Below are 26,387 nucleotides of genomic sequence, written 5' to 3'. Positions count from 1 at the left end.
GCCGCTATAAAGCGGCTTCTAGTATACCTTAATGCAAGTTAAAACTAACTTACATTTGCTCCATCACTTCGATACCAAGCAAATCTAGACCGGTTTTCAGTGAGTTAGCAACCAGATTACATAACAAGAGACGACTTTCACGGACGTCTGCAGCTACATCATCTTTCAAAATTGGGCACGCTTCATAGAATGTCATATACAAGCTCGCGAGCTCATATAAATAACTACATAATACGTGTGGCGTTGCTTCGCTGATCATCAGATCAAGTACTTCTTCCAATTGCAGCAGTTTGAGCGCAAGTGCCTTTTCCTGTGGTGCTTGAATTTGAATGCGACCAGTTAGGCTAGCGCTATCCATGTTTGCTTTGCGGAAAATACTACGCACACGGGTATAGGCGTACTGCAAATATGGCGCTGTCGCCCCTTCAAAGCTCAGCATCGTATCCCAGTTAAAGATATAATCGCTGGTTCTGTGCTTTGACAGATCGGCGTACTTCACTGCACCAATACCCACTTTACGCGCGATTTCTTGGCGTGCTTCATCAGATAAGTCAGAAGCTCTGTCAGCAAGTTTTTCTGTCGCACGGCTCACCGCTTCGTCAAGTAAGTCTGATAGCTTCACCGTGCCGCCAGTACGAGTTTTAAACGGTTTGCCGTCGTTACCCATCATTGTACCGAACAGGCTCGGCTCGTAGCTGGTTTTGTCTTTTAAAAGACCCGCTTTACGTGCTGTGATCTCAACTTGGTTGAAGTGTAAGCCCTGACGCGCATCAACAAAAATTAGAATACGATCAACATCTAGCTCATTTGAGCGGTAATCACAGGCGGCTAAATCCGTCGTTGAATATAAGAAACCACCACCTGATTTTTGCACGATAAATACGGAAGGTTCACCGTCTTTATTTGCCAATTCGTCAAGGAATACGACTTGAGCGCCCTGATCTTCAACCGCAATGCCTTTCTCTTTTAATAGCTCAATTACACCGGCAAGACGGTCGTTGTAGGCACTTTCTGCCATGATATTATCACGCGTAAGCGTCACATTTAACTTGCCGTATACTTCTTCAGAATGTTTAACTGAGGTGTCGATAAACATTTGCCATAGCTTCTTACAATGCGCATCACCGCTTTGAAGTTTGACTACGTAATCACGGGCTTTATCGGCAAAACCGGCTTCGTCATCAAAGCGCTTTTTCGCATCACGATAAAAGCTTTCAAGATCCGCAAGTGCGACATTTTCAAGGTCAACACCTTGGTTTAGCAAATCTTCAAGGTGTGCTATCAACATACCAAACTGGGTACCCCAGTCGCCCATGTGGTTTTGGCGAATAACGGTATCACCACGGAACTCAAGGGCACGTACAACAGCATCACCAATGATAGTTGAGCGCAGGTGACCTACGTGCATCTCTTTAGCAAGGTTTGGCGAAGAAAAATCTACCACGACTTTGTGAGGCTTAGCATGTTCAGCAACACCTAGCTTGGCATCCGTATTTGCCGCCTCTAGGCTTGTGGCTAAAAACTCAGGCTTGAGGTGAATATTAATAAAACCTGGGCCTGCGATTTCCGTTTTTTCTGCAAGATCAGCAACATCTAGGTTGTCGATGATCTTCTGCGCCAACTCCCTTGGATTGGTTTTTAGTGCTTTGGCAGCCCCCATCGCACCGTTAATTTGGTAATCACCAAACTGAGGACGCGTGCTTTGTGTTACCGCTGGGTTTGTACCTTCAGGGATACCAGCCGCTTGCATCGCTGCATTGGCTTTTTCAATTAAAATACTTTTGATGTTCATCTGTTTTCCTTTAATGCGCAGCGATTAGTGTTCACGAGTTTCATGGAACTTCACGTCAGGGTAACGTTCCATAGATAAATTCAGGTTTACGCGACTTGGTGCGATGTAAGTTAGGTTATCACCACCATCTAGTGCCAAGTTTTGCTCACACTTACGGCGGAATTCAGCCATTTTCTTCTCGTCATCACAGCTTACCCAGCGTGCGGTCTGAACCGTTATACTCTCGTAAATCGCATCCACGTTGTATTCAGACTTTAAACGCGCCACAACCACATCAAACTGCAGCACACCGACCGCACCTACGATCAGGTCGTTGTTGATAAGCGGCCTAAATACCTGTACCGCACCTTCTTCAGAAAGTTGTACCAAACCTTTTAAAAGTTGCTTTTGCTTGAGTGGATCTTTTAGACGAATGCGACGGAATAGCTCAGGCGCAAAGTTTGGAATACCGCTAAATTTAAGCGTTTCACCTTGTGTGAAGGTATCACCGATTTGGATCGTACCATGGTTGTGTAGACCGATAATATCACCCGCAAACGCTTCTTGAGCGCGTTCACGATCACCGGCCATAAAGGTTACCGCATCTGCAATACTGACTTGTTTACCAAGACGCACATGGTTCATCTTCATGCCCTGGCTATATTTGCCAGAAACAATACGCATAAAGGCAATACGGTCGCGGTGTTTTGGATCCATGTTTGCTTGGATTTTAAACACGAAACCAGAGAACTTTTCTTCGTCGGCTGTTACTTCACGGTCATCGGTTTGGCGTGGTAGTGGTTTTGGTGCCCACTCAGTTAATCCATCAAGCATATGGTCAACGCCAAAGTTACCAAGTGCCGTACCAAAGAACACAGGAGTTAATTCGCCAGTTAAAAACAACTCACGGTCAAACTCGTGTGAGGCTCCAATTACCAACTCAAGCTCTTCACGTAGTTGCTCAGCTAAGCTTTCACCCACAGCGGCGTCAAGCTCGCTGTTATCTAGTCCTTTGATAATGCGTTTATCTTGAATAGTGTGACCTTGGCCTGTTTGGTACAAAATCGTTTCGTCACGATGGATGTGGTAAACGCCTTTAAATTCTTTACCACAGCCAATTGGCCAAGTAACCGGTGCACACATGATGTTGAGCTCGGTTTCGACTTCATCAAGTAGCTCCATTGGGTCACGAATATCACGGTCCAATTTGTTCATAAAGGTAACGATTGGCGTGTCACGTAATCGTGTTACTTCCATTAGTTTACGAGTACGATCTTCTACACCTTTTGCTGCATCAATCACCATCAAGCATGAGTCAACCGCGGTTAGCGTACGATAAGTATCTTCAGAGAAATCTTCGTGTCCTGGGGTATCAAGTAGGTTCACCAAAGCATCATTGTATGGAAACTGCATCACGGAAGTTGTTACCGAGATACCACGCTCTTTTTCCATTTCCATCCAGTCTGATTTAGCGTGTTGATTTGAGCCACGGCCTTTAACCGTACCGGCTTTTTGTAACGCCTTCCCGAATAAGAGTACTTTTTCAGTGATAGTGGTTTTACCCGCATCCGGGTGCGAGATGATAGCAAAGGTCCTTCGCTTATTGATTTCATTAAGAAAATCTTGGTTTGCCATGTATAAATTCTTTTAGTTTGTACACGGATTTGTACACACTTTTGGAAGTACTCTCTTTTCAGTTCTTCGCTTGTCAAATCCGTCGTGTTAATCGTAATTGGCCGCTATTTTCGCTGATCTTGACTTTATAAACAATCAATGGTTATCTAATCGGTTACCATTTACTCTCAGCGTGCACCAATGCTCAGTTGTAGCTGTTTGCAATCGTTGCTTCTTCAGCTAATGAACAACTGTGGCTAAACCACAAATTCCTTCGCTACCAGAAATCGATGATAGCTTGTCGTACTACACCGATGATGGTGCAGTTGCCGTTGATCGGTATTGCAGGGTATTGCGGGTTCAAAGGTTTTAGATACTTCTGTTCACCATCAATAACCAACTGCTTAAAGGTTGCTTCTTTCGAATCATCCAAACGCGCAACAACCAATGAACCTGAAGAGTAAGGTAACTCAGGATCAACAACGATCACTGCCCCCTCAGGTATGGATTTTTTTCCGCTTGGATTTTCCATACTGTCGCCTTTTACGCGAAGTGCGAAACAACCCTCATGTGCTTTCCCAGTGACTTCACGCCACTCCTCAGCATCTTCATGGGCAAATCCCTCCGCTATTTCAGTCCAATCACCGGCCTGAACCCAGTTAATGAGAGGAATTCTTCCCTTAATATCAGGCCCGACTTCTACATTACCGACCCCCAAGCCAATCTCGCCATCACCTGTGGCGAGCCAATGAGCATTCACGCGAAGCGCCTCCGCGATCTGCATGGTGTAACGAGACCTAGCCGATTTACCAGAGCAAATCTGGCTGATCGACTGCTGTTTGATACCAATGCGACGAGCCAACTCAGACTGAGTTACCCCAGTAAGCTGCAAGGCATGGTTTAGTCGTTCGGATAAAGTTTTCATAAGCCCGCATTCTACAAATAAAACTGTAGTCTTTCAACAATTTTAACTGTTGACTTATCTACAGTTTAAACTGTAACATTCAATCTTGTAACAGTTATTATTGTAATAGGAGACGGTATGGAAGTGTTCAAAACGACACAAAAACATCTCCGCCGTGCCATTGACTTGGTCGGCGGGCAATCAGCATTAGCAAGAGCCATCAACTCAAAACAGCAAAACGTCTGGTTTTGGTTGAATAAATCAGGGCGTGTTCCCGCTGAATTCGTTTTACCCATCGAACAAGCTACGCAAGGACAGGTAACCCGATCTCAGTTAAGACCGGACATCTATCCCGAATGCCCAAGCGAGCTGAAAGCCAGTAACCAGTAGGATTAAGGGCAAGTAATGGTCAGCATTTTACGTAAACACAGAAGCGAGTACCTCCATGCGTGATTATGGCAAGGTCTATACCCGCTTTTGGCTAAAGCAAAACGTTTTGTCCTGGAGTGACTCTGCGAAGTTGCTAGGACTGTATTTGCTTACATGCCCACATTGTAATTTGCTTGGCTGCTTTCGACTGCCGATTGGTTACGTTGCTTCTGACTTGAACTGGGATGAGCAACAGGTTGCCAAGGCGTTAAGTGAGTTAGAACAAGATCAGTTCCTGATTCGTTGCGAGGGATCTGGTTGGACTTTGATTCGAAGCTTTCTGAAGCACAACCCAATCGAAAACCCAAACCAAGGTAAGGCAGCCTTTCGGTTGCTTAAAGATGTACCTGCCGACTTCGTTGGTATGGCATCGCTTTTGAAATCTCTTGCCGCTTTTCAAGCTCGGCTTCCAGAAGAATTTTCATCATTGTTTATGCCTGATGGCAACCCGGTAAGGGACTCTCAACGGTCGGATGACTCTGAGAGAAGCAATAAACCAACAGTTAAAACTGTTGACCAGATACAGTTTGAAGACTTCTGGGATGTACAAATACGCAAAGAAAAAAAAGCGAAAGCCAAAGAAGAATGGCTACGCATGGGCCTCAATGAAGACCATGAACTCGCCTTGGAAGTGCTAACACGCTGGAAAGAGCAACGAGACAACCGATTGCAGTATCAAGATCGGACTAAGACCCCTATGCCACATAACTGGCTTTTAAACCGGCAATGGGAAGACGAGTACGTTCGCATTGATGAAGTACAGCAATCATCGACGAGCCTAAAGGGCAGCAATCACCAATTGAATATTGAAGAAAGCAATCGCCGCATTGCTGAAAGCTGGGCCGGACCAGGTATTCGGGAGGTTCGTTCAAGTGCAGGAGGTTGATAAACGCGAGTTTGCTGAAATTTGGGGAGCAGCTTGGGCCATGTATGGCAAAAGCGTATCACCGCAATTGCTATCCATCGCATTTGAAGCCCTTCGTGCTTATAGCATTGAAGAAGTGCGAATCGGTCTGACTCGGCATATTCAATCACCGGATACTGGGCAATTTTTTCCAAAGCCCGCTGACGTCATCAAGCATATCGACGGCAACTCAGGTTCAAGAGCCATGGTTGCTTGGAACAAAGTTGACAAGGCTGTTCGTCAGGTTGGCGCTTGGACATCCGTGATGTTTGACGATGCGCTTATCCACCGCGTGATTTCAGACATGGGTGGATGGGTTGAACTCTGCAAGGTTGATGACAGGGAATACCCCTTTAAGCAAAAAGAGTTTTTAACACGCTACCAGGCTTACTTGCTGCGGGACGAAGTGGGTGAATACCCAAGGCTATTACAGGGTATTGCAGACCATCAGAACCAGCAAAAAGGATTTGATATGCAAGCGCCGGTTGCCGTAGGCGACTGGTCAAAAGCGGCACAAGTTTATACGAGAGGCATCGCCGACTTTAGCGCAGTGCCATTAAAAAGAATAAGCCCGAAAGCCATTCAGGCGCTTCTCGGAAATCAATTAGAGGACAAAAATGAAAACGATTAAAGCAAAAACCATTGCCCTAGTGATAGCCATGTCCGCAAGCACTTCAGTCTATGCGTTTCCGGGCTATCAGTGGGAAAAAGCAGCACATAGCGTTGGTATTGATCCAGTCATGCTCTACGCCGTTGCCTTGGCTGAGTCGGCCTCACATCGTGGTCTCAACATGACCAGTCCATGGCCATACGCAATTCGCAATGGTTCAAACGCAACCTACGCCAAATCTAAGACAGAAGCAGAGCAACTGTTAAACCAGGCACTGCAAGAGACTGAAAAATATCAGCTCGATATTGGCCTTATGCAAATCAATTTGCATTGGCATGGGCATCGGGTGAGCTCAGCAGCGGAACTGCTAGACCCCATCACCAACCTTACGGTCGGCTCAAGTATTTTGGCCGAAGCAATCAAGTCTTCACCAAATGATTTAGAGCTTGGCATAGGCCGCTATCACAGTTGGAACGAAGAGCGTGCACGCTGGTATGGGCAAAGAGTGCTTTCTATCTATCGCAATATTTTACATGAACTGGAGGTCCGTCAATGACAACCAATCAACAAGACTTCTATCAATTAAATTTGGCGTACCTACACGCAGCACGAGAATTGGCGCGAATTGATCCGCAAGAGGCCGTCTTGCGCTTTGGACTTACACGCGACGTGGTTGATGCTCTGATTAATGCTGGTGTTGACGACCTGCAACGAGTGGCGACCTCATCATTCATGCTGTTTCAACCAAGGGGTAACCAAAGCCAACTGATTGAGATGGTGAAGAGCAAAGGCACAGGTATCCCAAGAATCGCTTATTTATTATCAACCCTAAACAACAAGGGGGATGCATGATTGATAACCTGTCCAAAAGTGAGCTATTTACCCGAGCCTCGCTGCTTATTAAATACGGATTTCGAACAACCATTATCGCGCTCGATACAGGTTTGCCAATCCACATTATCAGAAGGCTCCACAAAGAAGTGACTGGCAAGTCACCTTGTCCTGGTCAATTGCCAGAATCTGATGCCATCGTCAAAAGCAGAAGAGCATTAGTTGAAGGCTCCCTGCTTATGGCGCTTTATGTCAATATTGGTGGTGATAATGTCTACAAGCAATTAAATATCGATGCTTTGATGAAGGCTTACGATGCGTATTTGGTTGCAAGAAAAGAAGCAGATCTTCCAGCTGAGATCCCCTGGAAAAAACTGACCATCAATGAAGGTTGGGTTCTAGCTCGTGATTTAAGATCACAGCTTGCATCCTTACACCGGTGTCGATGCGGCAGTCTGTATTTGACGGTATCACAACAGCGCATTCAGCTTAAATGTCCTGTGTGTGAGATTATGGCCGAGCAAACCACTAGAGCACTTTTTGAGAACTAACATGCAGATGCATGATTTGATTGTGCACCTCCCGTGCACTTTGAGAGTACTAAGAAGATGACAAACTTACTTAAATCTTTACCAGCACGCTGCTGGTTTATATCACTGGGGCTTTTTCTGGCGACTTTGGCTGCGGCTCATTTCTTTCCTTCAGAAATATTAACGGCATCTGCCAAGTTAGCGGCTTTGCCATTTCTGTTCTGCACCGTCGTTTTTTTCAGCTACTTGGGTTTCAAAGCGACCTGTAATCCCATCGGACTTATAGCCATAATCACTATGCTTGTAGCAATCGCATATTGGCAAGCGAGTTGGACAATTGTTGGTTTGGGACTCTCTTTCTTAGCTATTTGTACTGGAATTAGATTCTTGAGTAGCCAAGTTAAAGATTCGGGTAGAACTTTGAGCATTGAAGAAAAATGGTATTGGTATAAGCTCCATTCGTTTTTTGATGGCTTTTATCCAAGGTATCCCAAAAAGCCAAAAAAATAGCCAGCCAACCACAAGCTGGCTACCTTCTATTTTCAGTTCCTTCCTGATGCCTGGTTATAAGCCCTAATATCGATCAAGTTGTTCTGAGCATAATCTCCCGCAAGCGATGCATTTGAGATCACCGCTATCTGCTTATCCACAAATGCTTTATCTTCTTCAGACACACTGTCAGGGATGTAAGCGCCACTCTCATCCTTTTGACGATACTCATTTAGCATTTGCTCCCTTAGACCTAGCATTTCAGGCGACCAACTCGATGAGTCTTCAGAGTTGAATACGCGTCCCGCCAAACCTTCATTGAAAGCTTGAGCGAACACTTGACTTTGAATCGGGGTCAATCCCATTCTCTGCCCTTCGCTGTATGCTTCCTGTTTGAAATCATCGGCATACTGTTCTAAGAACTCACCATATCGATTGTTAACTGCCGCACCAAATGCCCCCGCCAACATGGCTTCAGACTTAGTGCCCCAGTTTACTTCGGAGGCATACTGCGAACTCGATCCACTGTATGCATCATTAAACGCCGTCAATGGATTTTCCAAAGAGGTTCCGGCATCAACGGCGGCTTTTAACCCATCCCAGGTTGATTTGCTGGCCACCGTTGCGTTGTGCAAGAAACCTCGTGAGCCAGGATCTTCAAGCGCTTGTTCTTTGTAACTCTCATAGTCTTCGCCAAAGTGATTCAAGGTATGCAGAGCTGCATCAGTATGCTTGCCACTGAAATCACCAATAGCACTGGCGCTGTTGAAGAACATTTCAGCACCAGAAACTCCGCTATCATCAGCCATAATGCGTGATCGCCACTGAGATCCAGCTTCACTGTTTAGTCCAGATTGATAGGTACTTGTGTCAGTAGCTACGGCCTGCTGAGCTTGCTGCTGATGCGCATTCAACTGTCCATCTATACCAGACAGATTGGTTTGGTAAGCCGATTGAGCTGCGTTGAACTGAGTTTGAACTGTTGCTGCATCCTCGTAGCCGCCCAATACACCCGATTCAACTTGGCTTTGAGTACCACCAAAAGTAGGTGCAGTTGATGACAAGCCTTCATTTGAGCGCGGCTGAATTGATCGTAAATCGGCTCCGGTAGCCATGGCCATAACCGTCATTGCAGCTTGATAATCATTGTCGCGTTCAGCGGGCGTTGAAGAGTTGCTATAGGTTAAAGACTCCATAGCTGCCGCTACATACGCCTGATTATCATCAGGTAGCAAGCGCTGATACATTGGAAGGTTTTCACGTAAACGGTTACCTGCTTCAACATGCTGGTTCATATAGCGACCTAAATAATCCATGACTTCAGGATTGTCCGCCGCTAATCGGGTTAACGTCGCACCATCAGTATTTCTTTGTCCTGATAGACTGTAGCTGGCCTGATCAAGCTCACTAAAGCGATTTGATGCCGTGACAACGTCTTGTGCTGAACTCTGAAGTGACTGATAGTCTTGGTTAGACAACGACATTTCAACGCCAGAACGTCTTGAATCTGAAAGGTCCTTAACCATCGCATCGCGATACTCAGCACGTCGTGAATCACTTAATGCCAAGCTTTGCATCTCCCCAGTGAGCGTATTTGCGGTCGTAGATCGAGAACTGCCTTCTGACGACTCAACTTGGCCACTAAAGTTACCACCTAAATCCAGCCCTGCTCGTACCCTTGATAGTTTTGGTACACGAGATGAGTCTGGCTTATCGACTCCTGGCAAGTTGCCCTGTGGAGAATCATTGCCGCCAGTACCAAGAAGCCTTCCAAGAAAGCCCTTATCAGCAACTTCTTTCTCACCGGGATTAGTAATGGTTCCATCGCCACCGACCCTTAGGCCTCCCGATAGCACGCCCGATACCAAGCCACGTACAGCATCTTTTTTATCGTCTCCAAAACCATACCGAGTTTGCAGGTCATCAGTAACCTGATTAACAACGGCGCTAGATGCGGAGTTAGAAGAACCAATCTGACGTCCAACCGAAGAAAGGTTGTCGTAACTTAGCTTTTCACCAAAGGTTCGACTCATGGTATTGCCAACCTGACGGCTAAAGGCTTGAGTTGCCTGAGTCATGGATTCTTTTGCAGAGCCGACCATTGAACCCACTGCGTTTCCGACAGAGAAACTGCTTAGTAGGTTTGACGCGCCGGTCATAGCAGAACCAGTGAGGGCTGAATTTTGGAACATTGACTGTGATTGCATTACCGGGGCATTTTTCGCGACATCTGGACTTGCCAGCTTTTCATCAATGGCATCACCGTTTTGTAGACGCCCAGCCAAGTGGGTAGCGGTTATTGCTGAGCCATAAACGAGCATGAGCGAAATCGCCGGAACACTCGACGCCAACATGCCGCCAGTAGCTATCCAGGTTTGCAGCACTGAATCCATCTGCATCATCCCAGCAAAAGATGGCACTTCTGTACCTGCAAAGGCATCAAGAGCAGACATTTTCCCTGCAACGGTTAAATGAATATACAGGTTAATGATGGCCATGACAGGCATCCAAAGTTGAATCCAAAGCAGGATTAACAAGTACTTCCCAGCCATTCGCATCCCGATTTGGCCAAGGGCTATCACAAAGGCCATCAATGGGGTGATGGCGTAAATGAACCCCTCAAAAAACGTCATCATCGGACGAACGATACTCTGGAACAGGGTCTGCTCCGCCGCCCATTGCGTATTACGCTGCTCAATCGCTTGGTTAACCATAACGGCTGCGGTGAAAGCTTGATCATCCATATACTTGCCCGTCACGCTTTGCTCATAAATAGGCAAAAGCACTGACGCGGTCATATACTCTTGGGTGTTAACCGAAGCCAAACCAAGGTTATTCAGTGCATTTCGGATCACGTCATCAGTGTCCGTTGCTGACGAAGTCCCCAATGAGGCTGACAGAACCTGTTTAAGCCTTGGAATGAAGGTTGATTCTGTCATGAGTTTCAGTTGGCTATAGGCATCGGTGCAGTCCAGATCGCTACTGCTACCACTGAGCATGATTCGAGTGCCATAAATGCGCGAATCAAACCTAATCGCTGTCATCGGGTTAGGATCACTCAGCACCTGATCGAGGTTCTTTTGGCCGATGTCGATACCAATCAAGGTGCACTCTTTGATGTAGTTAAACCACGATTGCTCGATGTCCGAGCCGCCGACACGATTTGCATCACCCAACCCAGAGCGATCCATCACCTGTTTTCTCACTTTAATCAGTGACTGTAAACTGGATGCAAAGCCGTATTCCGTCATCGCGGGAGTTGAGAAGGCGGTTTCAAACAATCGCGTGATTTGAAAGCCAACAGTCGAAATCGTACTACCTGCGGCAGCAACACCGATGGGCACATTATCAACCACTCGAACTTGTCCGGTGTACGCATCCTCAATGCTCACTCGGGTACTGGGTCCAAACATGGTTGCAAAGACTAGCCATGAGACTAAAACGTGTTGAAAGTTAATCCCACGACCGCCTTGCATTAAGGCCTGGACAGAGACCATCAATACCCCAATGAGCAAGCCAATGCGAACCATTGAAGTAAAATCGCCTGTACCAGTGATCATCGCGACAGCGTTCAGGACCTGCTCTAAAAAAGCCGAATCCCCGATGGAATAGATTTCCCACATGACCTATTCCCCCAGCGCCGTAGATTTAACGGTGTAATAACGCTGTTTGCGAATGGTCTGTATCACCTGGTTAAAATGTGCCAGCAACTCTTGCTCTGAGCCGTATCTTCGCTGCAACGCGGCGTACTCCTCATTGATTTGGCGACGTGCACGTTCAAGGTCTTCCGTTAATAACTTCGCATAGGCATGATCTTCCACACCGGAGGTACTTCTAGCTGCATTGAGCATGTCTTCAACTAATGCTCGGGCCATCTCAACAGCAATAAATGGTGCCGCTCGTGAAGCAAACGACCTAGCGGCCCCTTCATTTAATGCAGAAAGAGTTCGAATCATGCCCCCAATGCTGGCAGGAGCCGAGGTCATAAAAGCCTTTTCGGTGGCGCTAGCAGCCCCTGTATTTCGAGCAAACTTAAAAATAATGCCGTTACTAGAACCTGTACCAAGAAGTAAATTTTCTACCTGAGTTGATAACCCGGTAAGAGTCACGTTAGTGATTATTGGGTTCAGACAACCGTCTTGCGTCACTGTGTCACATCGGTACATAGCGACGTTACCGCCATGAATTAGATGTTCAATAGTCACTTTATTGCCATTCAGTCTGGTCAGTTTCGGGGCTTTACCTTGACCATCAGCCGCATTCGCTAAATCACCAACGATGATCGAGCCCGTCACGGACATAACCGCTTCAAGAAAACGGTCATCCCCCGATGCAAACCAGCTTGATGCCGAATGACGTTTCAGTGCTCGCCAAACCAAATTACCTTTAATCGTTCTGTTTACATCAGATGCCGCGACACTCGAAGCGTTCTCATATGGGTTCTTACCATTGGACTCACTCCAACTGGTAAAAATGTCCCCAGCCCCTTTAAGTGAGCTCAACATGCTGGCTTCTGTTTGCCCCTTTTTACCAAAAGCAGCCAGGGTATCGTTCACGACTCCCTGAGCCATTTGACAGGAATTACCAAAATACTCGTTCAACTGCTGGATTTTCTTTTGCAGTGTCTCCATGTGCTGAGAGCATTTCTCACACATAGCACTGAGCGCCAATTGGAATGCATACCCCTTGGCGTTTGCAGCAACAGAGCGAAGTAATTGAACAAACTGATCCGCGTTAACAAATGACAAACTTCCCGCGAACATATCAATGCCGCCACAACCGGCTTGGAATGACGGTGGCACCATAGAGACGAGGTTCTCGTTCATGATCCTGTTACGAACAACAACGCTTCCTCCAGATATAACGCCACGCCGCTGACTCTCGAATACACCAGGCGCAGTGGTGTTGGTCATTGAACCAAACAACTGGTTCATCTCCTGTTGCAAGCTTGCTTGGCTCATAGATGAAAAACCAATCGCACAGGCGATTAGCGATACTCGGATTACTTTTTTCATTGTTATAACCCTCCTTGTGCACGCAGATAGCGAACAAGGAACTCAGGGTCCTGTAATATCTTTTCGTTAAGCTCTTGGGCTGACATCGCGAGTGACACGCCGGGTTGAACAGGTCTGGTGGCATAGTAAGTTTGATCGTCAATCCAACCGGCTTGATGGGCTGCGAGAATGATTCGATTATTGAGCTCATCAAGGCTCATTGCGCCTTGTCCAATCGGAGTAATAACGTTAGGCGGGTCAACTAAGAACACGGCAGGGACAGTCGTAACGGACAAGGATTGGGCTTGTCCTGAATCGACTTTGTAATTGGGAAACTCTCCACCGGGTAAAGGCAAGCCATCGACAGCAATAGCAAACACCTCGAACCCATAGTTCAAGGCCATAGATTCGATGATAGGCGCTTGAGCATGGCAATAAGGGCAATCCGAACGATAGAAAAAGAACAAACCAGCCCGCTTCGCTACTTCACCTAAAGCTACATCACGTTGAGTGCCAGCTTCTCGATCCATCCGATTGGCAGCATAGGTCGCCAAGGGTCTGCGACTGATTTCATCCAAAACAGGATCGCCCATGACCACCTGCTGACTAACATCAGCAAACTGTGAGCCCTTATCCATCATGACGCGCTGGAGATACAGATAGGCTCTGACGTTCTCATTCGTCGGCTCATCAATTGCCTTGTCCATGAACGACTGCATGTGCTCACGAAACCAGGCAGCACTGAAAGGCTTTAGCCCGTCCTTAGTGGGCTCCACAACACCAGATTTCGGCTTCATTAGGTCTTCAGACTCGGCTGGCTCGGGAATGACCTGATACCAAAACCAACCTTCCTGACCACGCTGATAGAATTGCCCATCACTAGCATAGGCGGGCAAGATGAATAGAAAGAAAATAATGATTGGGATGGTCACCCATAGGATGAACCAAGGTAACAAAGGCGTTCTCATTGTCAGCTCCAGAAATTTCACAGAGCTAACATGCTAAAGATCCCCGTAAGAGCGATTGGCCAGATAGATGAAGGAATCGTGTGTGTTTCTGACTATCTATTAAACACTGTTACTAACGTAAGTGCTTTGGCTGATGGCACCATCACAAAGTGCATACCAGAGCTCCCATGACACCAAAACTCTGCCTGTACGAAATATTTTTTTGCTTTCTTTGAAGCTATACATTCTGGCAATAAAGATTTTGCCAATTCTGTGCTACACAATTTAGCGCACAAAGCCTTCCAAGGATGCTTAGGTACACCGCCTGAAAGCCGTTCCACAAACCTTTCCAGTGCATGACGAGTCACCACGACAGGCCCAATGTTCGGAACGTTGATGACCTCATCGATTTCTCTCACGGTAGCATTATCGACGCTGTATTCTTCGAAGGAATATGAGAGCCAATCTTCCCGTTTCTCTACCGATATCTGTGCTTCCTGGTATCGAGTGAGCAAAAACCTAGTCAGGCTGTAAAGTGAATGCTGAGTTGAGCGTTGTTTCTGTAACTTTTTGATAGCTCCTTTACTGACCCGGATTTGAAGCCCATTACCGCTTCGGTTACTCCCCATCACCTCTTTCACTGACAGTAGGTGATGAATCGCATAGAGCTCAGCTGCAATTGGCTTTTGCTGCTCAGTTAGCTTGTCGTATTGCTCACCTAAATCGACCTTTAGTTCACCACCTCTTCGAAGGCCGGTCTTCCAGTAAACCGTAAACTCACCATCAATCTGCTTTGTTAACAGGGTTAATACCATCATGTTTGTTTCTCCTATTGGTTATCTATTTTTCATTCTCCATGATTTTTCAAATATGCAAGGCGCAAAAAAAGGGGCCGAAGCCCCTTAGATCAGATATGAACTTTCGGAAAGCCCATGGCTCCGTAAACATTCAGCACATCATTCCAATCCCAACTTTTCACGCCAAGTGACGTTGGTATCGGAGGGATCAGAACTTGTGTCAGAATGCCTTTTTGCCAGGCTTTTTTCTTGAGTTCATTCGCTGCATTCAGGCCGGTCTCAGAGAGATCGTGATCTGCCCAGATGTACAGCATTTTCACATTACTTGGTGGTTCAAACCTAGCCAGTAGCGTTGCATTCACAACCGACCAACATGTCTGTCCCGTAGCTCTGGTAACCGCTAAAGCTGTTTCGATGCCTTCAGAAACACCTAATACCTCACCAGGCTCACCTATCGGAATGGCACCACCAGTGATTGTTCTGTCACTTGGTATCGGCATCATCTTTTTAGGCTTTTCAACCGGCGCTTTGAATCCATCTTCACTTAGGTAGATCCGATGAAACGTGGCCGAACGCCCTTGCTGAGTAACGATTTTACCTAGCAGCGCTGGGTAGCTATCGATAAACAAGCCATCTTCATCATGGTAAGGCAAGTTTGGATGATACCTCAGCACCGAATCCCATTCAGGACGAAGCCGGGTAACAATGCCACGACGATGCATGTAGTTCCAAACTGGTTGCGCACGAGTATCTGCAAGAGAAAACGTTTCTCCCCAGGTTTGATTCAAGCGATGGATAATCGCTTTGTCCTCGTCCTGCTTTCTAGCCTTCCAATCAACTGCGTTACTCGGTATTGGCCGAATAGGCGCTTGTATTTGTCCGGGTTGAATACCAAGAACCTGGCCGATTGCTTCAATAGACTGAGCAAAGTTCCATCCATTAATCCAAGACAACAGTTCAAAACCATCATGAAAGATACCGCAGGTGTTACAAACGCCACCTCCGGTATATTCAGCATCTTTGAATAGCCTAAAGCCATCACGACCGCCATGAACAGGACAAGCCACATGACGGCCCTTTCGAGCAATGGCGGCATCAAGTTCTGGCACCAATACCGCTAATACTTGAAGCCATTGGCCATTAAGATATGGCCTTACTGTTTCAATTTGTAAAGGTAACGCCATATAACCTCCTTAAGTAAAAAGCCGACTCCTACCACTGGTGGTAAAAGTCAGCTTGGGTCCTGCATTGAGCCGTTTGGTTAATGCAGGAACGTTAGTCAAGCTGGATACCATGTCGTCTTAATAGCCACATGATGGAATCACGAAGCACATCAGGATCGACAACCGCAGCCATCGCGCAAACACGAAAGCAAAATGGCGTTAATTCGTCATTTTGAATCCACGACAACACATCCCTTCGCAATCGAGTACTGACACGACCGTCCAGCAATACACGGATCGCATCCAATAGAATGCCTTCGCGTAACTGCCAGATTTCCGTGTCAGACCAAGTGACTGGGGCATCATCAAACTCAAATAGAAATTCGAGCTGTGATGACGTGTGTTGATAGGACTGCTTTTGTGATGAAGGAGAATGGGCAATGCGCCCATTCATTAAAGATAACCGCGTTCGGCAAGCGAAACGCAGCCCTCGGATGCGACCACGACATGGTCAAGCGTTCGAATATCAACAAGTGACAAGGCGTCACGGAGTCGATGAGTGATGCGTTTATCAGCTTCACTGGGTTCAGGATCACCCGATGGATGGTTATGAACCAGTATCACTGCTGCCGCATTAAGTTCTAGCGCTCGTTTTGTTACTTCCCTTGGATAAACGCTCGCTGCATCTAAAGTGCCTTTGAACAGCTCTTCAAATCGAATAACGCGATGCTTTGTATCAAGAAACAGTACGCCAAAGACTTCGTGCTCATACTCGTGCATCAGTGTTTGCAGGTATGAGAACGCCGACGATGGCTGTTCAATTTTTCGACCTTTACTCAATCGACCACGGGCAAGCTTGAGCGCCATATCTAAGATATCCGCTTCAGTCACTTGCTCAGGAACGATGTAAGTACCGGCTTCTTCGCCAGCTAAGAACTTTCTGTTTTTCATAGGAGTCTCCAAAAAAAACGGAGACGAACCCATGCCCAGGCGGGGACGGAATCGTCCCCGCAGGGTGGTAAAATGGATGTGGTTACTGAATTATCAGTTGTTGTGTTACTTCGAATAACTCACGCTTCAGATCTTTGACGTCGTTAATCACGATGCTTCGAGGAAAGAATTTCTCAACACTGCGTGTTTGAATCCCGATCCCCAGCAGCTCAAAGCCACTGCGTCTGCACCGGTCAACAATGTCATGCGTGGCAGCCCAATCATCTGGGTCACCATCCGTTAGCACTATCATTAGCTTTCGCTTCTGTTTTTGTGCCAACAAACTGTTTGCCGCAAACCACATAGCTTGTGCCATAGGCGTACAACCTCTTGGTTTTTGGTCAAAACAGGCGGCCCGATGTCGAACCGATTGCTTGGGCAATAACGCGATAGAAACTTCCTGATGAATACCAGGAAAATAACTGACCGCAGGTACAACACCCGGTATACCTTCCAATGCCATGGCTAAAGCCAAAGCGGCTTCATTGGCAACATGAAAATACTTGCGATTACCTTCGCCAATGGGCTTACCCATTGAGCCCGATATATCGACAAGCAAGTGCACAGCAGCATTAGGCGCAATGCGGGGCTGCCTTTGAATAAACAATCTCGACTCACCTGCTTGTGAAGCGGCAAGACGATGAGTTGCCACTCGAAGACCGTACCGTTTGGCATGATTCCGATTGTCCTGACTGGACTGAACCATGCCCCTAAGTCGGGCTCGAATTTGAGCCGACTCAGACGCCGATAAGGTCAAGATAGCCTCATCACCCAACATAGCTTGCTCTGCTTGGGGCAAACTGAGTGGAGTGACGCCCTGATGTCCTTCTGCTTGTTCCGACAACACTTCTGCCACTTGTGCAAAGGTATCGGGTTCAAAGTGAGCGGCACTGGCCTCTAAGGCTTGTCGCAAATTATCAGCTTGATCAGAGTTATCTGAATCACTCGTTTCAGCAGCATCCCCTGTTGCAGACGAACTTGTTTCCGGGGTTTGACTGTCACTACTGCTATTGCTGTCATTACTCGCATCTTGTCCAATGTCATCACCGCCATCAGCATCAGACTCATCCTGTGGTGGACGAGATTCTTCTTCCAACATGGCAACGATGGCATCGACAAGTTTCAGCACTTCACCTGTAGATGCCAGGCTAGGCACTGCTGTCAGCATGGCGCTTAACCGGCTCATCGCTGCGGCAGGAAAGAGTTGTCTCACTCTTTCATCAACAGCTTGATACAAAGGCGTCAGCGCTTTCTGGCCCAGAAAATGGCATCTCAAGCGAAACAACAACCAGGCTTGCAAGTTAGATGCAGGCTCAGGCTGTTCAGGTACACACATTTGCTGTGTGTCCACCATGTACTCAATCACTTGCGAAATACTGCGCCGGGTTCCGGGGTAATCCTTTGCCAATTCGTTTTCAATGCGCACATCCTCAATAATATTGAGAAGTGCCTTACGGATCGGCTTAGACGACGCCTTCTTCACCATGTCAAAATTGGTATGCCGAATATGCGCCGCTTCATGAGCCAGATAACCCCAAGCTATTTGTTGATAGTGTGGGTCGTCTGGGTTTGCTGTTGGGATCACAATCCGCTCACCATCGGTAAACGCATCTTGTCCTTGAATAAGCACCTTCACACCAAACTTTTCGCCATAAGCGGCGGCAACGATTGGCAGTGCATTTTTTAATGGATGATTCATGGGAGTCTCCTAATCATTAGGGGAATACTCCCTCAGCGGGAGCGTTTCCCCGCTGGGAATGTAAGTGTTTAAACCTGTGCTTTTAGCTTAACCAGGTCGTATTTTTGACCTAACCAAGCCACCAATTGAGCGGTACTCTCGTGCTGCTCAAATGACGTTTTAAGCTGGTCTAAACTCAGGATGTCATCCAATGTCAGACCATACTGGTCTTGTAACTGAGTAGACACCTCGTGTTGATATTGCAGCCAGGCCCGCTCATGAGCGGTTTGCTGCAATGCCATGTTTGGAACAAACACCATGGCCGTTACCCAAACACCTTGCCCGTCCGCATCTGCGATCAATACAGGGTTCTTGGGGATCACGACACTATGTGTTGAGTACGATCGTTGTACTAACGTTCGACAACACGCCACTTCTGGTATCGATTCACTTTCAACCGCATCAGTCACACCACGAAAATGCGGTTCAAACTGGTTCAGTTGGCTGGGGTTATGGATGGTTGATTGCATAATTTCCTCTTACATAGTTCAGAGGACATGCGCCCTTAAGGGCAACATGCCCTCAAGGACGTTAGAAATAAAATGAGTTTGGTACAGTCGAACCAAGGTTTGGTCTGACGGTTGGTTGTGGTATTGCACGTAAGTTATCTGCCTGAGCAGATACTGGCTGTGCGGGTTTAGGTTCAGGTTTGGGCATCAGTTGTCTGATATCCAATTGACCTTCACCGTGCATTCTCATCTTGTCTGGATCAGACAAAATTAAAATGGTCGCCATCAGTTCGTGATAGAGATTGTCTGTCACAGGGCCGGTCTTCGGCAGACGAACAAATAAATTGTCCATCGCTTCAACCATCGGCTGAACTCGATGATCCAGGAATGACAAACCATCCAACTTGTCTCTTAATCGCTTGAGAGGATTAAGGGCACGCTGACTGATTTGATTCTTTCCTGCAACGGAACGCTCAAACAGTTCATTAGCATCACGAGCCACCTCCCTAAATAGGGTGTGTCCCATGCCATTGACCTTGTCATCTAAGCCACCAGCTTGTTCAGCCGGTTGCATTCGATAGATGGCATAATCGAACTGAAGCCGTTGTTCCACGTCTTCGATGGGTGACAGCGCACGCCGAATTGCATCTGCAAATTCCGGGTGTTTCGCAACCCAGTCAAACGTCACCTGATCATAGTTGTCCAAGAACAACTGCTTGCACTGCGCAAACTCCTGACCGATCCTGTCAAGCTCTGGAACAATCTGATCAATTCGGTCTTCAGGGACGGCATAGCCACCTAAAAACCGCACACCGACTTGCTCACACAAGCGCTGCGCTTCTTTCTTAAGCCTTTCAAAGTTCGCCAATGCCTCTGGGTCGCAAATTTTTTTACTCCCTAAGCTGGCAACATCCTTCGGTGGAAGTTGGCTGCCATTGGCTAATCTGAAATCTTCAGGCCTTAGCTTTTTTCTACCGCTCCAGATGGAACAGTCGATGTGACAAATCAACAGTTTGTCGAGGGTTTGAATACTCATAGTGCATCCTCATGCGAGATGGGGACGCACCACTCCCAACAGGAGCAATGGCCCCCGTTTGGGTGGTAGTAGTTGACGCGCTAATGGCAATACCACTATCAGAAATAGTAATTTTGCGAATCAGGCGACGATTGGTTGAGATCGATTTTCACAGGCATTAAGTCCAGTGCTTCAGCTATCGGGCGAACCCGCTCTAAATCACTGCCTAGCAACCGCAATACATCTTTTTCCAACTTCAGTTGGTCGGATACTTCTATCCCTTCAGGACTCGCTACTGTGAGCGAACACAGTGGTGGTAATTGACGCTTAAAAGCCAGTAACAGCAACAATGGCCACGGGCCATCATCAGTGTTAACAATGCCAGCGCCTTCACCTGACACCATGCTGATTTGATTGGTACTAGGTAATCCGCTTTTGCAAAACCCTAATGACCATTCTCCAATCCTGACTTGGTTATCATCAATAACAGCCAAGCCATAGGCTTCAAGCAGCTTTGCCATATCGAACAACGCTTTTTTCGCCAGCGATATTTGGCCATTGACGTCCTTGCGAGTACGAAACTCCCAACTGACGTTATTGACGCACGCGACACTATCTAGCGCATTTGAGAGTTCAAATGGCCGCCCTTGATGATCAATGCCGACTTGTCCAACCAATCGATAACCCTTGTTGATTTTCTCATTGATTCGTCGGTCTGCTTCAGCGTTAGGATCAGTCGAATCAATCAATCGCTGCTGCGACAATTGACCGGCTTTTCCAAACCGAACTTCAATCTCCTGGGTATCCGATCCAACGTAAATGGCCCATTCTTTGGCTGTCCCATCAGAATGACGGTAACGGTAAAGAGCAAAGCACTTATCCATCATCAATCCTCCCAATGGTCACCGAAGACATCAGCGGCAATACGGTGAATGGCTTCTCGTTGCTCCAACTCAGCACGAGCCGTCAAAGACCGAACCAGTGCATACTCCACTGCGTTAGGAGCGCCTTTAAAAGCAAGTGTTAACTTTGCCCAGCGCACCAAGGTCCGAGTGGACATAGTGATACTAAGCTCAGCACCACCATCCGCGCCCCCAATAAAGAGACGACGAATGTCACCAGCCACTTTCACCATTTTTTGGCGAAAGACTTCTGGCAAGCCCGGCGCAACGTTCTCCAGAATGGCTTCCTCTACAGAAGGCTCTGCATAGGTCGCTTCGATGATTCTAAAGCGATCAAGAAAAGCCAAATTCTGTTGGAGCACACCTTGATACAAGCCCGTTTGGTCACCGCTGCCCGCACTGTTGCCGGTAGCGATAAAACGAAACTTGGTATGTGGCATGATGATCTCACCGCCATTTTGTGCGATGACCAACGGGGCACCTTCCAAAATGTCATTGAGCCCAGCCAGTTCAGCAGGCTCAGCAAGATCCATTTCATTAATGATCAGCAAATGGCCATGCTTGACAGCCAGTGCCAGCGGCCCATACACAAAGGTCATGTTGCCATTAACCAGTGTGTGGTGACCGATAAGATCGGACAACTCCAATCGACCGTGCGCAGTAATTTGCTGAACAGGCCAATTCAATCGAGAAGCAACTTGGCAAATTAGCGAGGTCTTACCGCATCCAGTGGGGCCTGTAATATACAAACCGTCACCGTCTGGGTGAGACAAGAACGCCAATACGTCACGTAAGTCTTCTTTTCTAAAAACATACTCGTCCTTGCGAACGGGAATGTTTGGATGGGTAGTGTCGGCACTAAATCCTTCCAGAACGAAAGCATCAGGAGCCGGGACATTAAACGCTTGATTCACTTGAACCAAAAATGGGGATTGTTCTGTCATGGTAAACCTCATTAGTTTTAACGAGGCCCCATGCCCCAACAGGGAATGAAGTCCCCGTCGGGTGGTGTGTTGATTGTGGTATGGCTGTGTATGTAAGAGTTCAGCTCGCTCTATCATTCGTACCCAGCATTGGCTACGAGTGAAACTGCTTTCTGATGCACTCGATGTAAGCGCATGAGAAAGGAGCCGAAATCGGCTCCAAGTGAACGTTAAAAGTAAAATGAGCTCGGCGAGTCACCTGGCAGAACCAAGTTATCTTGCTCAAGACTGATTTTGATTGGTGTTTCAACGGGCTGCTCTGGCTTATTGGTGCTAATGCGCAACCGCTCTTGTGGCGCTTTTCGGTAAGCGGCTAAAACCTGTTCATCCAGCTCGCCTAACTTATCGGTGGCCAATTGCTTATAGTCCACCGTGCCCGCCATCATGTAGCGGCTGAGTTTGACCCCAGCATAGTCGGCATGAGCGTAGTTACCCATCATGGCGACCAATTTTGACTGGGCGTCTCGCATTTCCTCTTTCAAAGATTTAATGTGATTTTCCAGTCGGACCACTTCGGCATGTGCTGAGCAATACTGTCGAGACAGCGATGTCCAACGGTATTGGGCTTCACCCTTGGGAACAAAACAATCTTGCTCAGGGCATTTTGACGGCTCTTTTTTGGTCTGTACTAACTCCCAAAACTGAAGCGCTGTTTCTTGCAACTCAGTTAAGAACGCCGCGTCTCGCTGTATTTCAAACTCAATCAGTTGATCCTCAAAATAGAAAACCAACCAACCTCGCGTGCTATTGGCGACCAGTATTTGATGCTGTACTTGCACCCAATACAACTGGTACGCCTCGCTTTGTTCTCGGTGAGCTTGCACATCCTCAAAAACTGACTGGCAAGGACATTTCAGTTCAACGGGTTCGCCCGCATCGTTGATGCCATCAAAGCTGGCTCGAAAGATTGCGTTATGATCGGCTTCTGCACATGACGGCAGAAGAAAGTCATTATGCGCATTCTCAAATGCTCGCCTTGCTTGAGGCTCCAACCTTATACCACGAAGCACATTTGGATTATTCGACAGGTCTTCCGGTAATACGAATCCGGTTTTTTCTGCCCATAATCGCCAAGGTGTTTTGTAGGGTGAACGCCCCATAATAATTGGGGCTTCAGATGCCGTAACCCCTGCAATGCGCCACTGGTGCCATGCAGGAGTACGTTGTGATAGGTCGATAACCTTCATATTGCCTCCTTTGAAGGGAGACTCCCCTGAAGGAGAGAACTCCCCTTCAGGGTTAAGTGGTTACTTTGCAGCTTGTGCTAACGCTGTTTGGTGCTGAACAACACTTGCTTGAACCGAATCAATTGCCGCTTTACCGGCTTGAATCGAACCTAAGACAAGGGCAACAACCAATACCAAGCGAAAAAGTGAGGCTGATTTAGTCATGGAAGATCTCCAAAAAAAAGACGAGACCTTCCCCCTGACGGGAGAATAATCCCGCCAGGGTTAGTAAAATGAATGCGTGGCGCTAAGAAGCTAAAGGCTGTGTGAGCGCTTTGGCTGCTTGTTGCTGAGCATTAAAGATTTCTTGCTTCGCAAACGTCAGCTCAACACCTTGAAAATGTTCATTGGCATATTCCAATGCACTATTCCAAGCGTTTGAAGCTTCCGCCCGCTCGATAAGCTTGTAAACAAGCCCTCGGGTTCGATCATCAACTTGCTCGGGTGGAATCACAGATGGCTCAACAACGTGTGTTGCTTGGCCTTCGATAATTCGCTCCGCTTCGTCTTGATCGAAAATTCCCACAAAGCCAAACGCAATGCGGGAACACTGGATCATGGATTTATGTCTTAGCATTCGCTTAGTGTGCGTCTGCCATGGACCATCTACACGGTAAGGGCCATTTTTGCCATTACCTTCAAAAGGCGGTCGATAGACTTCATCCAGATACTCAGTGATTTTGACTGGGTGCGAACGGTCGCGCCGATAGATGATGCATTCCATCCATTCAGGGCATTCTTTCGCGCCATCCAGTGAGACTTTGTTTTCTGAAGTCTTGAACTCCATGCCATCAAACTGGTCGTGTTGATTGATGATGCGAGACCATCCATCGACACCTACCACTGGGATAATCCCAGCTTGTTTATCAGGGAACGCAAAAATCTCTTTGGTGAAAGGGTTCAAACCGTACTGATCTGCAACCACCAAGAGCGCCATCATCTGCTCATTGGTCGGTGCACTACCGTCACGTTGCTTGAATGCTGTTGCTTTTAGGGTATCGAACAACTTGTTTGGATCGACACTAAAGCGCTCAGCAAAGCGTTGGATTAGCTTTGGTTTTTCCATTATGGACTCCGACAATCAAAGTGGGAGTCTGCCCCTGACGGGAAAGTACTCCCGGCTGGGTTAAAGCGTTATCGCTCGGTTAAAAATCTGGTTCAGGATAAGTTTGTGCCCAATTAGCTTGGGAGCTCGCATCATCCGCCGGTGATGGCTCAGATGCTTTGTTCACACTATCAAGAAGCAGAAACTCATCCGCGTCCACTTCGGTCAATCGATGCTTAATGCCATCTTTCTCCCATGAGCGCGTGCGCTGAGGCCCTTGAACAAAAAGCTTCGCTCCTTTTTGGATCAAATCTTTTGCTCTTAGCCCTAACTTAAATCCACCACGATCTCGAAAAACGACCCGATGCCATTCCGTATGCTCTTTGAGCTCATTGGATTGACGGTCGCGCCATTTCTCAGAAGTGGCCAGTGAAATGCTGGTCACTAAATCACCTGATGGATAGGCTCGCGTCTCTGGCTCAGAGCCAACGTAGCCTATGAGTGTTACTTGGTTTTTCATGATGTTCTCCTCGTCTTAGTTGAACTCTGTGCACACAGTTGCTTCTACCCGACTGGGCAAAGAAGACTGACGACGCAGATAGGTTGGTATTTCGAGTAAAGCCATGTCGTACTGATGTGGCTCTTTGTAAAACGCAGATGTCAAACGGGGCATACCAGGAGCTTTAGGCACTGCCATTGGACGACGTTTTGATGTTGGTGTGAGCAATCGCTTGATTTGAGTAAGTACAAATCGAAACGGGCGCACGGTTTGACGAGCAAGTAATCGCAAAAGCGACCAGCTCAGTTTTGCAAGCAACATAATGCCTGCGATTTGGATAATAAATCCGAAGATATATTCCATTGGTGACTCCTTAATTTGGTTGTGAAGGAGTCACCCCAACTGGGGAAAACTCCCCCAGTTGGGTGGTGAAAAGGCGAACCGTAAGGAACGCATGGTTGCGCATGTAAAAACATGCAGGCTATTTGTTTAAGGAGGCTAGCTACCTCTTAGTACCACTGAGAAAACTCAGCGGCGGGCTTCCTTTGAGCTCATGCTCTCAGGCGCAGATATCACTGAAACAGATCAGCAATATTTGATAGTCAGTGTAACCGTCTTATCCAGACAGGATAGTTAGAAAGATGCTCAATTCTTCCACCTAGCTGAAAGGCCATTACCGCACAGAGGATTAGGCTAGGGACTGATTATTGTCATATCAGGAGCAAACTTATGGCCCAAGCAAGACCCAATTACTCAAAACCCATCTTTGAACAATCATTCACAATTAATAGCTTACAGGCGCAACGTGTCGTTGACCGTGTTTTTAGACGGACGGTCAGTGCGCTTTACGGAATCGATGTCATCCTGCGCATCATCGGCGATGAGAACGAAATTGATGAAGTGGAACAGATCATTAGCCAGTTGATCGAGGATTGCGCTAAGGCGGTAGACAACGAACAAGCTCGTTTAGACAAATTGATGGAGTCCAACGGTATCGATGAAGTACCTGACTACACCGACCCGATTACCTTCAACGCCAAAATAAGCTCGCCTCAGGTTGGCCAGTTTGTCGGCTTAGTGCGCAAACTCGATGCGTTAATGATCTCAATGGACACTCTCTGGTTGTCTAGCGTGCTTAGCAACAAGCAACGCGTTGATGGCAACTACGCATGGCAACAGCGCATTATCAAACTTGCACGACGCATTATTGATATCGAAATTCGAGCACGAAAATCAGCCCAAGCTAAGGGTAAAGAAGCAGAAGTTGAGCAAGCGGTGCCTTCAACCGATGACGATATCACTGAAGAGGAAACAGATAACCCCGCCAACTAGCCAACTAGGCTCCCATCAACCAGCCCCTCTCGAAGGGGCTCTTCATCTTGCTGTATTTTCTATCAAAATCATTAAAATGAATTTAACTGTCATTTTTGGCCAAGCTACATGAATAGAACTAATTTTTTCGTTACTTTCTTTAGGGTAAGCGGATTAAATGGTTGATCTTACCTTTGCATGAGAGTGAGACAGACCGGCATCTCATCGGATTATCTGGTTGATGCT

The 26,387-nt window shown here is 47.1% G+C and carries 28 protein-coding genes; 8 read left to right on the top strand and 20 right to left on the bottom strand.

Going from position 1 to position 26,387, the window contains the following annotated elements; translation table 11 throughout:
- Positions 1–49: 49 nt before the first annotated feature.
- From argS to GSF13_RS09540, 3 genes are all read right to left on the bottom strand, one after another.
- Positions 50–1,792, bottom strand: coding sequence for an arginine--tRNA ligase (argS, locus tag GSF13_RS09550; RefSeq protein WP_010604442.1), 1,743 nt, complete (start codon positions 1,790–1,792; stop codon positions 50–52).
- 24 nt (positions 1,793–1,816) lie between these two features.
- The gene (gene prfC, locus GSF13_RS09545; RefSeq protein ID WP_206471848.1) at positions 1,817–3,406 is read right to left on the bottom strand and encodes a peptide chain release factor 3; all 1,590 of its coding nucleotides are present in this window, start codon (positions 3,404–3,406) and stop codon (positions 1,817–1,819) included.
- A gap of 256 nt (positions 3,407–3,662) precedes the next feature.
- The gene (locus tag GSF13_RS09540; protein ID WP_000854920.1) at positions 3,663–4,310 is read right to left on the bottom strand and encodes a LexA family transcriptional regulator; all 648 of its coding nucleotides are present in this window, start codon (positions 4,308–4,310) and stop codon (positions 3,663–3,665) included.
- A 117-nt stretch (positions 4,311–4,427) separates the two neighbouring features.
- Here GSF13_RS09540 and GSF13_RS09535 point away from each other — a divergent pair, with 117 nt between their 5' ends.
- The 7 genes from GSF13_RS09535 to eexS are packed head-to-tail and all read left to right on the top strand — an operon-like array spanning position 4,428 to position 8,103.
- Complete coding sequence (locus tag GSF13_RS09535) at positions 4,428–4,679, top strand: helix-turn-helix domain-containing protein (protein WP_024015942.1); 252 nt, start codon at positions 4,428–4,430, stop codon at positions 4,677–4,679.
- A gap of 55 nt (positions 4,680–4,734) precedes the next feature.
- Entirely contained in the window at positions 4,735–5,604 is an 870-nt protein-coding gene (locus GSF13_RS09530) for a hypothetical protein (RefSeq protein ID WP_024015941.1), read from the top strand.
- The gene (locus GSF13_RS09525) at positions 5,591–6,253 is read left to right on the top strand and encodes a DUF6475 domain-containing protein (RefSeq protein ID WP_024015940.1); all 663 of its coding nucleotides are present in this window, start codon (positions 5,591–5,593) and stop codon (positions 6,251–6,253) included. The genes GSF13_RS09530 and GSF13_RS09525 overlap by 14 nt, the downstream gene beginning before the upstream one ends.
- On the top strand, positions 6,240–6,788 hold the full coding sequence (locus GSF13_RS09520) for a lytic transglycosylase domain-containing protein (RefSeq protein WP_024015939.1): 549 nt from the start codon (positions 6,240–6,242) through the stop codon (positions 6,786–6,788). Before GSF13_RS09525 ends, GSF13_RS09520 begins: the two co-directional genes overlap by 14 nt.
- Positions 6,785–7,084 (top strand): flagellar transcriptional regulator FlhD, encoded by a 300-nt coding sequence (locus GSF13_RS09515; protein ID WP_000210563.1) that lies wholly within the window; start codon positions 6,785–6,787, stop codon positions 7,082–7,084. Before GSF13_RS09520 ends, GSF13_RS09515 begins: the two co-directional genes overlap by 4 nt.
- On the top strand, positions 7,081–7,614 hold the full coding sequence (locus GSF13_RS09510) for a FlhC family transcriptional regulator (RefSeq protein WP_000566755.1): 534 nt from the start codon (positions 7,081–7,083) through the stop codon (positions 7,612–7,614). The genes GSF13_RS09515 and GSF13_RS09510 overlap by 4 nt, the downstream gene beginning before the upstream one ends.
- A 57-nt stretch (positions 7,615–7,671) precedes the next feature.
- Positions 7,672–8,103 carry an entry exclusion protein EexS gene (gene eexS, locus GSF13_RS09505; RefSeq protein WP_024015938.1) on the top strand — a complete coding sequence of 144 codons (432 nt, stop codon included), beginning with the start codon at positions 7,672–7,674 and terminating at the stop codon, positions 8,101–8,103.
- Positions 8,104–8,135: 32 nt separating this feature from the next.
- Here eexS and GSF13_RS09500 read toward each other — a convergent pair whose 3' ends face one another.
- From GSF13_RS09500 to GSF13_RS09420, 17 genes are all read right to left on the bottom strand, one after another.
- Positions 8,136–11,705 (bottom strand): conjugal transfer protein TraG N-terminal domain-containing protein, encoded by a 3,570-nt coding sequence (locus GSF13_RS09500; RefSeq protein ID WP_064497034.1) that lies wholly within the window; start codon positions 11,703–11,705, stop codon positions 8,136–8,138.
- Between the two features lie 3 nt (positions 11,706–11,708).
- Positions 11,709–13,097 carry a conjugal transfer protein TraH gene (locus GSF13_RS09495; RefSeq protein WP_064497420.1) on the bottom strand — a complete coding sequence of 463 codons (1,389 nt, stop codon included), beginning with the start codon at positions 13,095–13,097 and terminating at the stop codon, positions 11,709–11,711.
- Positions 13,098–13,099: 2 nt separating this feature from the next.
- Positions 13,100–14,044: a thioredoxin family protein gene (locus GSF13_RS09490; RefSeq protein ID WP_053410251.1), complete on the bottom strand. Its 945-nt coding sequence runs from the start codon at positions 14,042–14,044 to the stop codon at positions 13,100–13,102.
- 92 nt (positions 14,045–14,136) lie between these two features.
- Positions 14,137–14,841: a hypothetical protein gene (locus GSF13_RS09485; protein WP_024023022.1), complete on the bottom strand. Its 705-nt coding sequence runs from the start codon at positions 14,839–14,841 to the stop codon at positions 14,137–14,139.
- An 89-nt stretch (positions 14,842–14,930) separates the two neighbouring features.
- A complete protein-coding gene (locus GSF13_RS09480; protein WP_024023024.1) occupies positions 14,931–16,004 on the bottom strand; it encodes a primase-helicase zinc-binding domain-containing protein in 1,074 nt (357 codons plus the stop codon).
- Between the two features lie 91 nt (positions 16,005–16,095).
- The gene (locus GSF13_RS09475) at positions 16,096–16,437 is read right to left on the bottom strand and encodes a hypothetical protein (protein WP_024023025.1); all 342 of its coding nucleotides are present in this window, start codon (positions 16,435–16,437) and stop codon (positions 16,096–16,098) included.
- A complete protein-coding gene (gene radC / locus GSF13_RS09470) occupies positions 16,437–16,934 on the bottom strand; it encodes a DNA repair protein RadC (RefSeq protein WP_000797298.1) in 498 nt (165 codons plus the stop codon). Before radC ends, GSF13_RS09475 begins: the two co-directional genes overlap by 1 nt.
- Positions 16,935–17,016: 82 nt before the next feature.
- Positions 17,017–18,672 carry a VWA domain-containing protein gene (locus GSF13_RS09465; protein WP_053410252.1) on the bottom strand — a complete coding sequence of 552 codons (1,656 nt, stop codon included), beginning with the start codon at positions 18,670–18,672 and terminating at the stop codon, positions 17,017–17,019.
- A 68-nt stretch (positions 18,673–18,740) separates the two neighbouring features.
- Positions 18,741–19,181, bottom strand: coding sequence for a hypothetical protein (locus tag GSF13_RS09460; RefSeq protein ID WP_024023027.1), 441 nt, complete (start codon positions 19,179–19,181; stop codon positions 18,741–18,743).
- 61 nt (positions 19,182–19,242) lie between these two features.
- Entirely contained in the window at positions 19,243–20,196 is a 954-nt protein-coding gene (locus tag GSF13_RS09455) for a DUF3150 domain-containing protein (RefSeq protein ID WP_000027441.1), read from the bottom strand.
- 98 nt (positions 20,197–20,294) lie between these two features.
- A complete protein-coding gene (locus tag GSF13_RS09450; RefSeq protein WP_053410253.1) occupies positions 20,295–21,062 on the bottom strand; it encodes a hypothetical protein in 768 nt (255 codons plus the stop codon).
- On the bottom strand, positions 21,062–22,021 hold the full coding sequence (locus tag GSF13_RS09445) for an AAA family ATPase (protein ID WP_024015927.1): 960 nt from the start codon (positions 22,019–22,021) through the stop codon (positions 21,062–21,064). The genes GSF13_RS09450 and GSF13_RS09445 overlap by 1 nt, the downstream gene beginning before the upstream one ends.
- Positions 22,022–22,230: 209 nt before the next feature.
- Complete coding sequence (locus GSF13_RS09440; RefSeq protein ID WP_024015926.1) at positions 22,231–23,247, bottom strand: lambda-exonuclease family protein; 1,017 nt, start codon at positions 23,245–23,247, stop codon at positions 22,231–22,233.
- Positions 23,248–23,307: 60 nt separating this feature from the next.
- The gene (locus GSF13_RS09435; protein WP_015066581.1) at positions 23,308–23,451 is read right to left on the bottom strand and encodes a hypothetical protein; all 144 of its coding nucleotides are present in this window, start codon (positions 23,449–23,451) and stop codon (positions 23,308–23,310) included.
- Between the two features lie 82 nt (positions 23,452–23,533).
- Complete coding sequence (bet, locus tag GSF13_RS09430; protein WP_000414662.1) at positions 23,534–24,352, bottom strand: phage recombination protein Bet; 819 nt, start codon at positions 24,350–24,352, stop codon at positions 23,534–23,536.
- A gap of 79 nt (positions 24,353–24,431) precedes the next feature.
- The gene (gene ssb / locus GSF13_RS09425; protein ID WP_012368368.1) at positions 24,432–24,851 is read right to left on the bottom strand and encodes a single-stranded DNA-binding protein; all 420 of its coding nucleotides are present in this window, start codon (positions 24,849–24,851) and stop codon (positions 24,432–24,434) included.
- A 15-nt stretch (positions 24,852–24,866) separates the two neighbouring features.
- On the bottom strand, positions 24,867–25,193 hold the full coding sequence (locus tag GSF13_RS09420; RefSeq protein ID WP_048608521.1) for a hypothetical protein: 327 nt from the start codon (positions 25,191–25,193) through the stop codon (positions 24,867–24,869).
- Positions 25,194–25,559: 366 nt separating this feature from the next.
- Here GSF13_RS09420 and GSF13_RS09415 point away from each other — a divergent pair, with 366 nt between their 5' ends.
- On the top strand, positions 25,560–26,162 hold the full coding sequence (locus GSF13_RS09415; protein WP_048608523.1) for a hypothetical protein: 603 nt from the start codon (positions 25,560–25,562) through the stop codon (positions 26,160–26,162).
- The last annotated feature ends 225 nt before the right edge of the window (positions 26,163–26,387 follow it).

Source organism: Pseudoalteromonas sp. M8 (assembly GCF_018141365.1).
In the GTDB taxonomy this organism is placed as follows: domain Bacteria; phylum Pseudomonadota; class Gammaproteobacteria; order Enterobacterales; family Alteromonadaceae; genus Pseudoalteromonas.
This window is presented reverse-complemented; position numbering and strand designations above follow the sequence as displayed.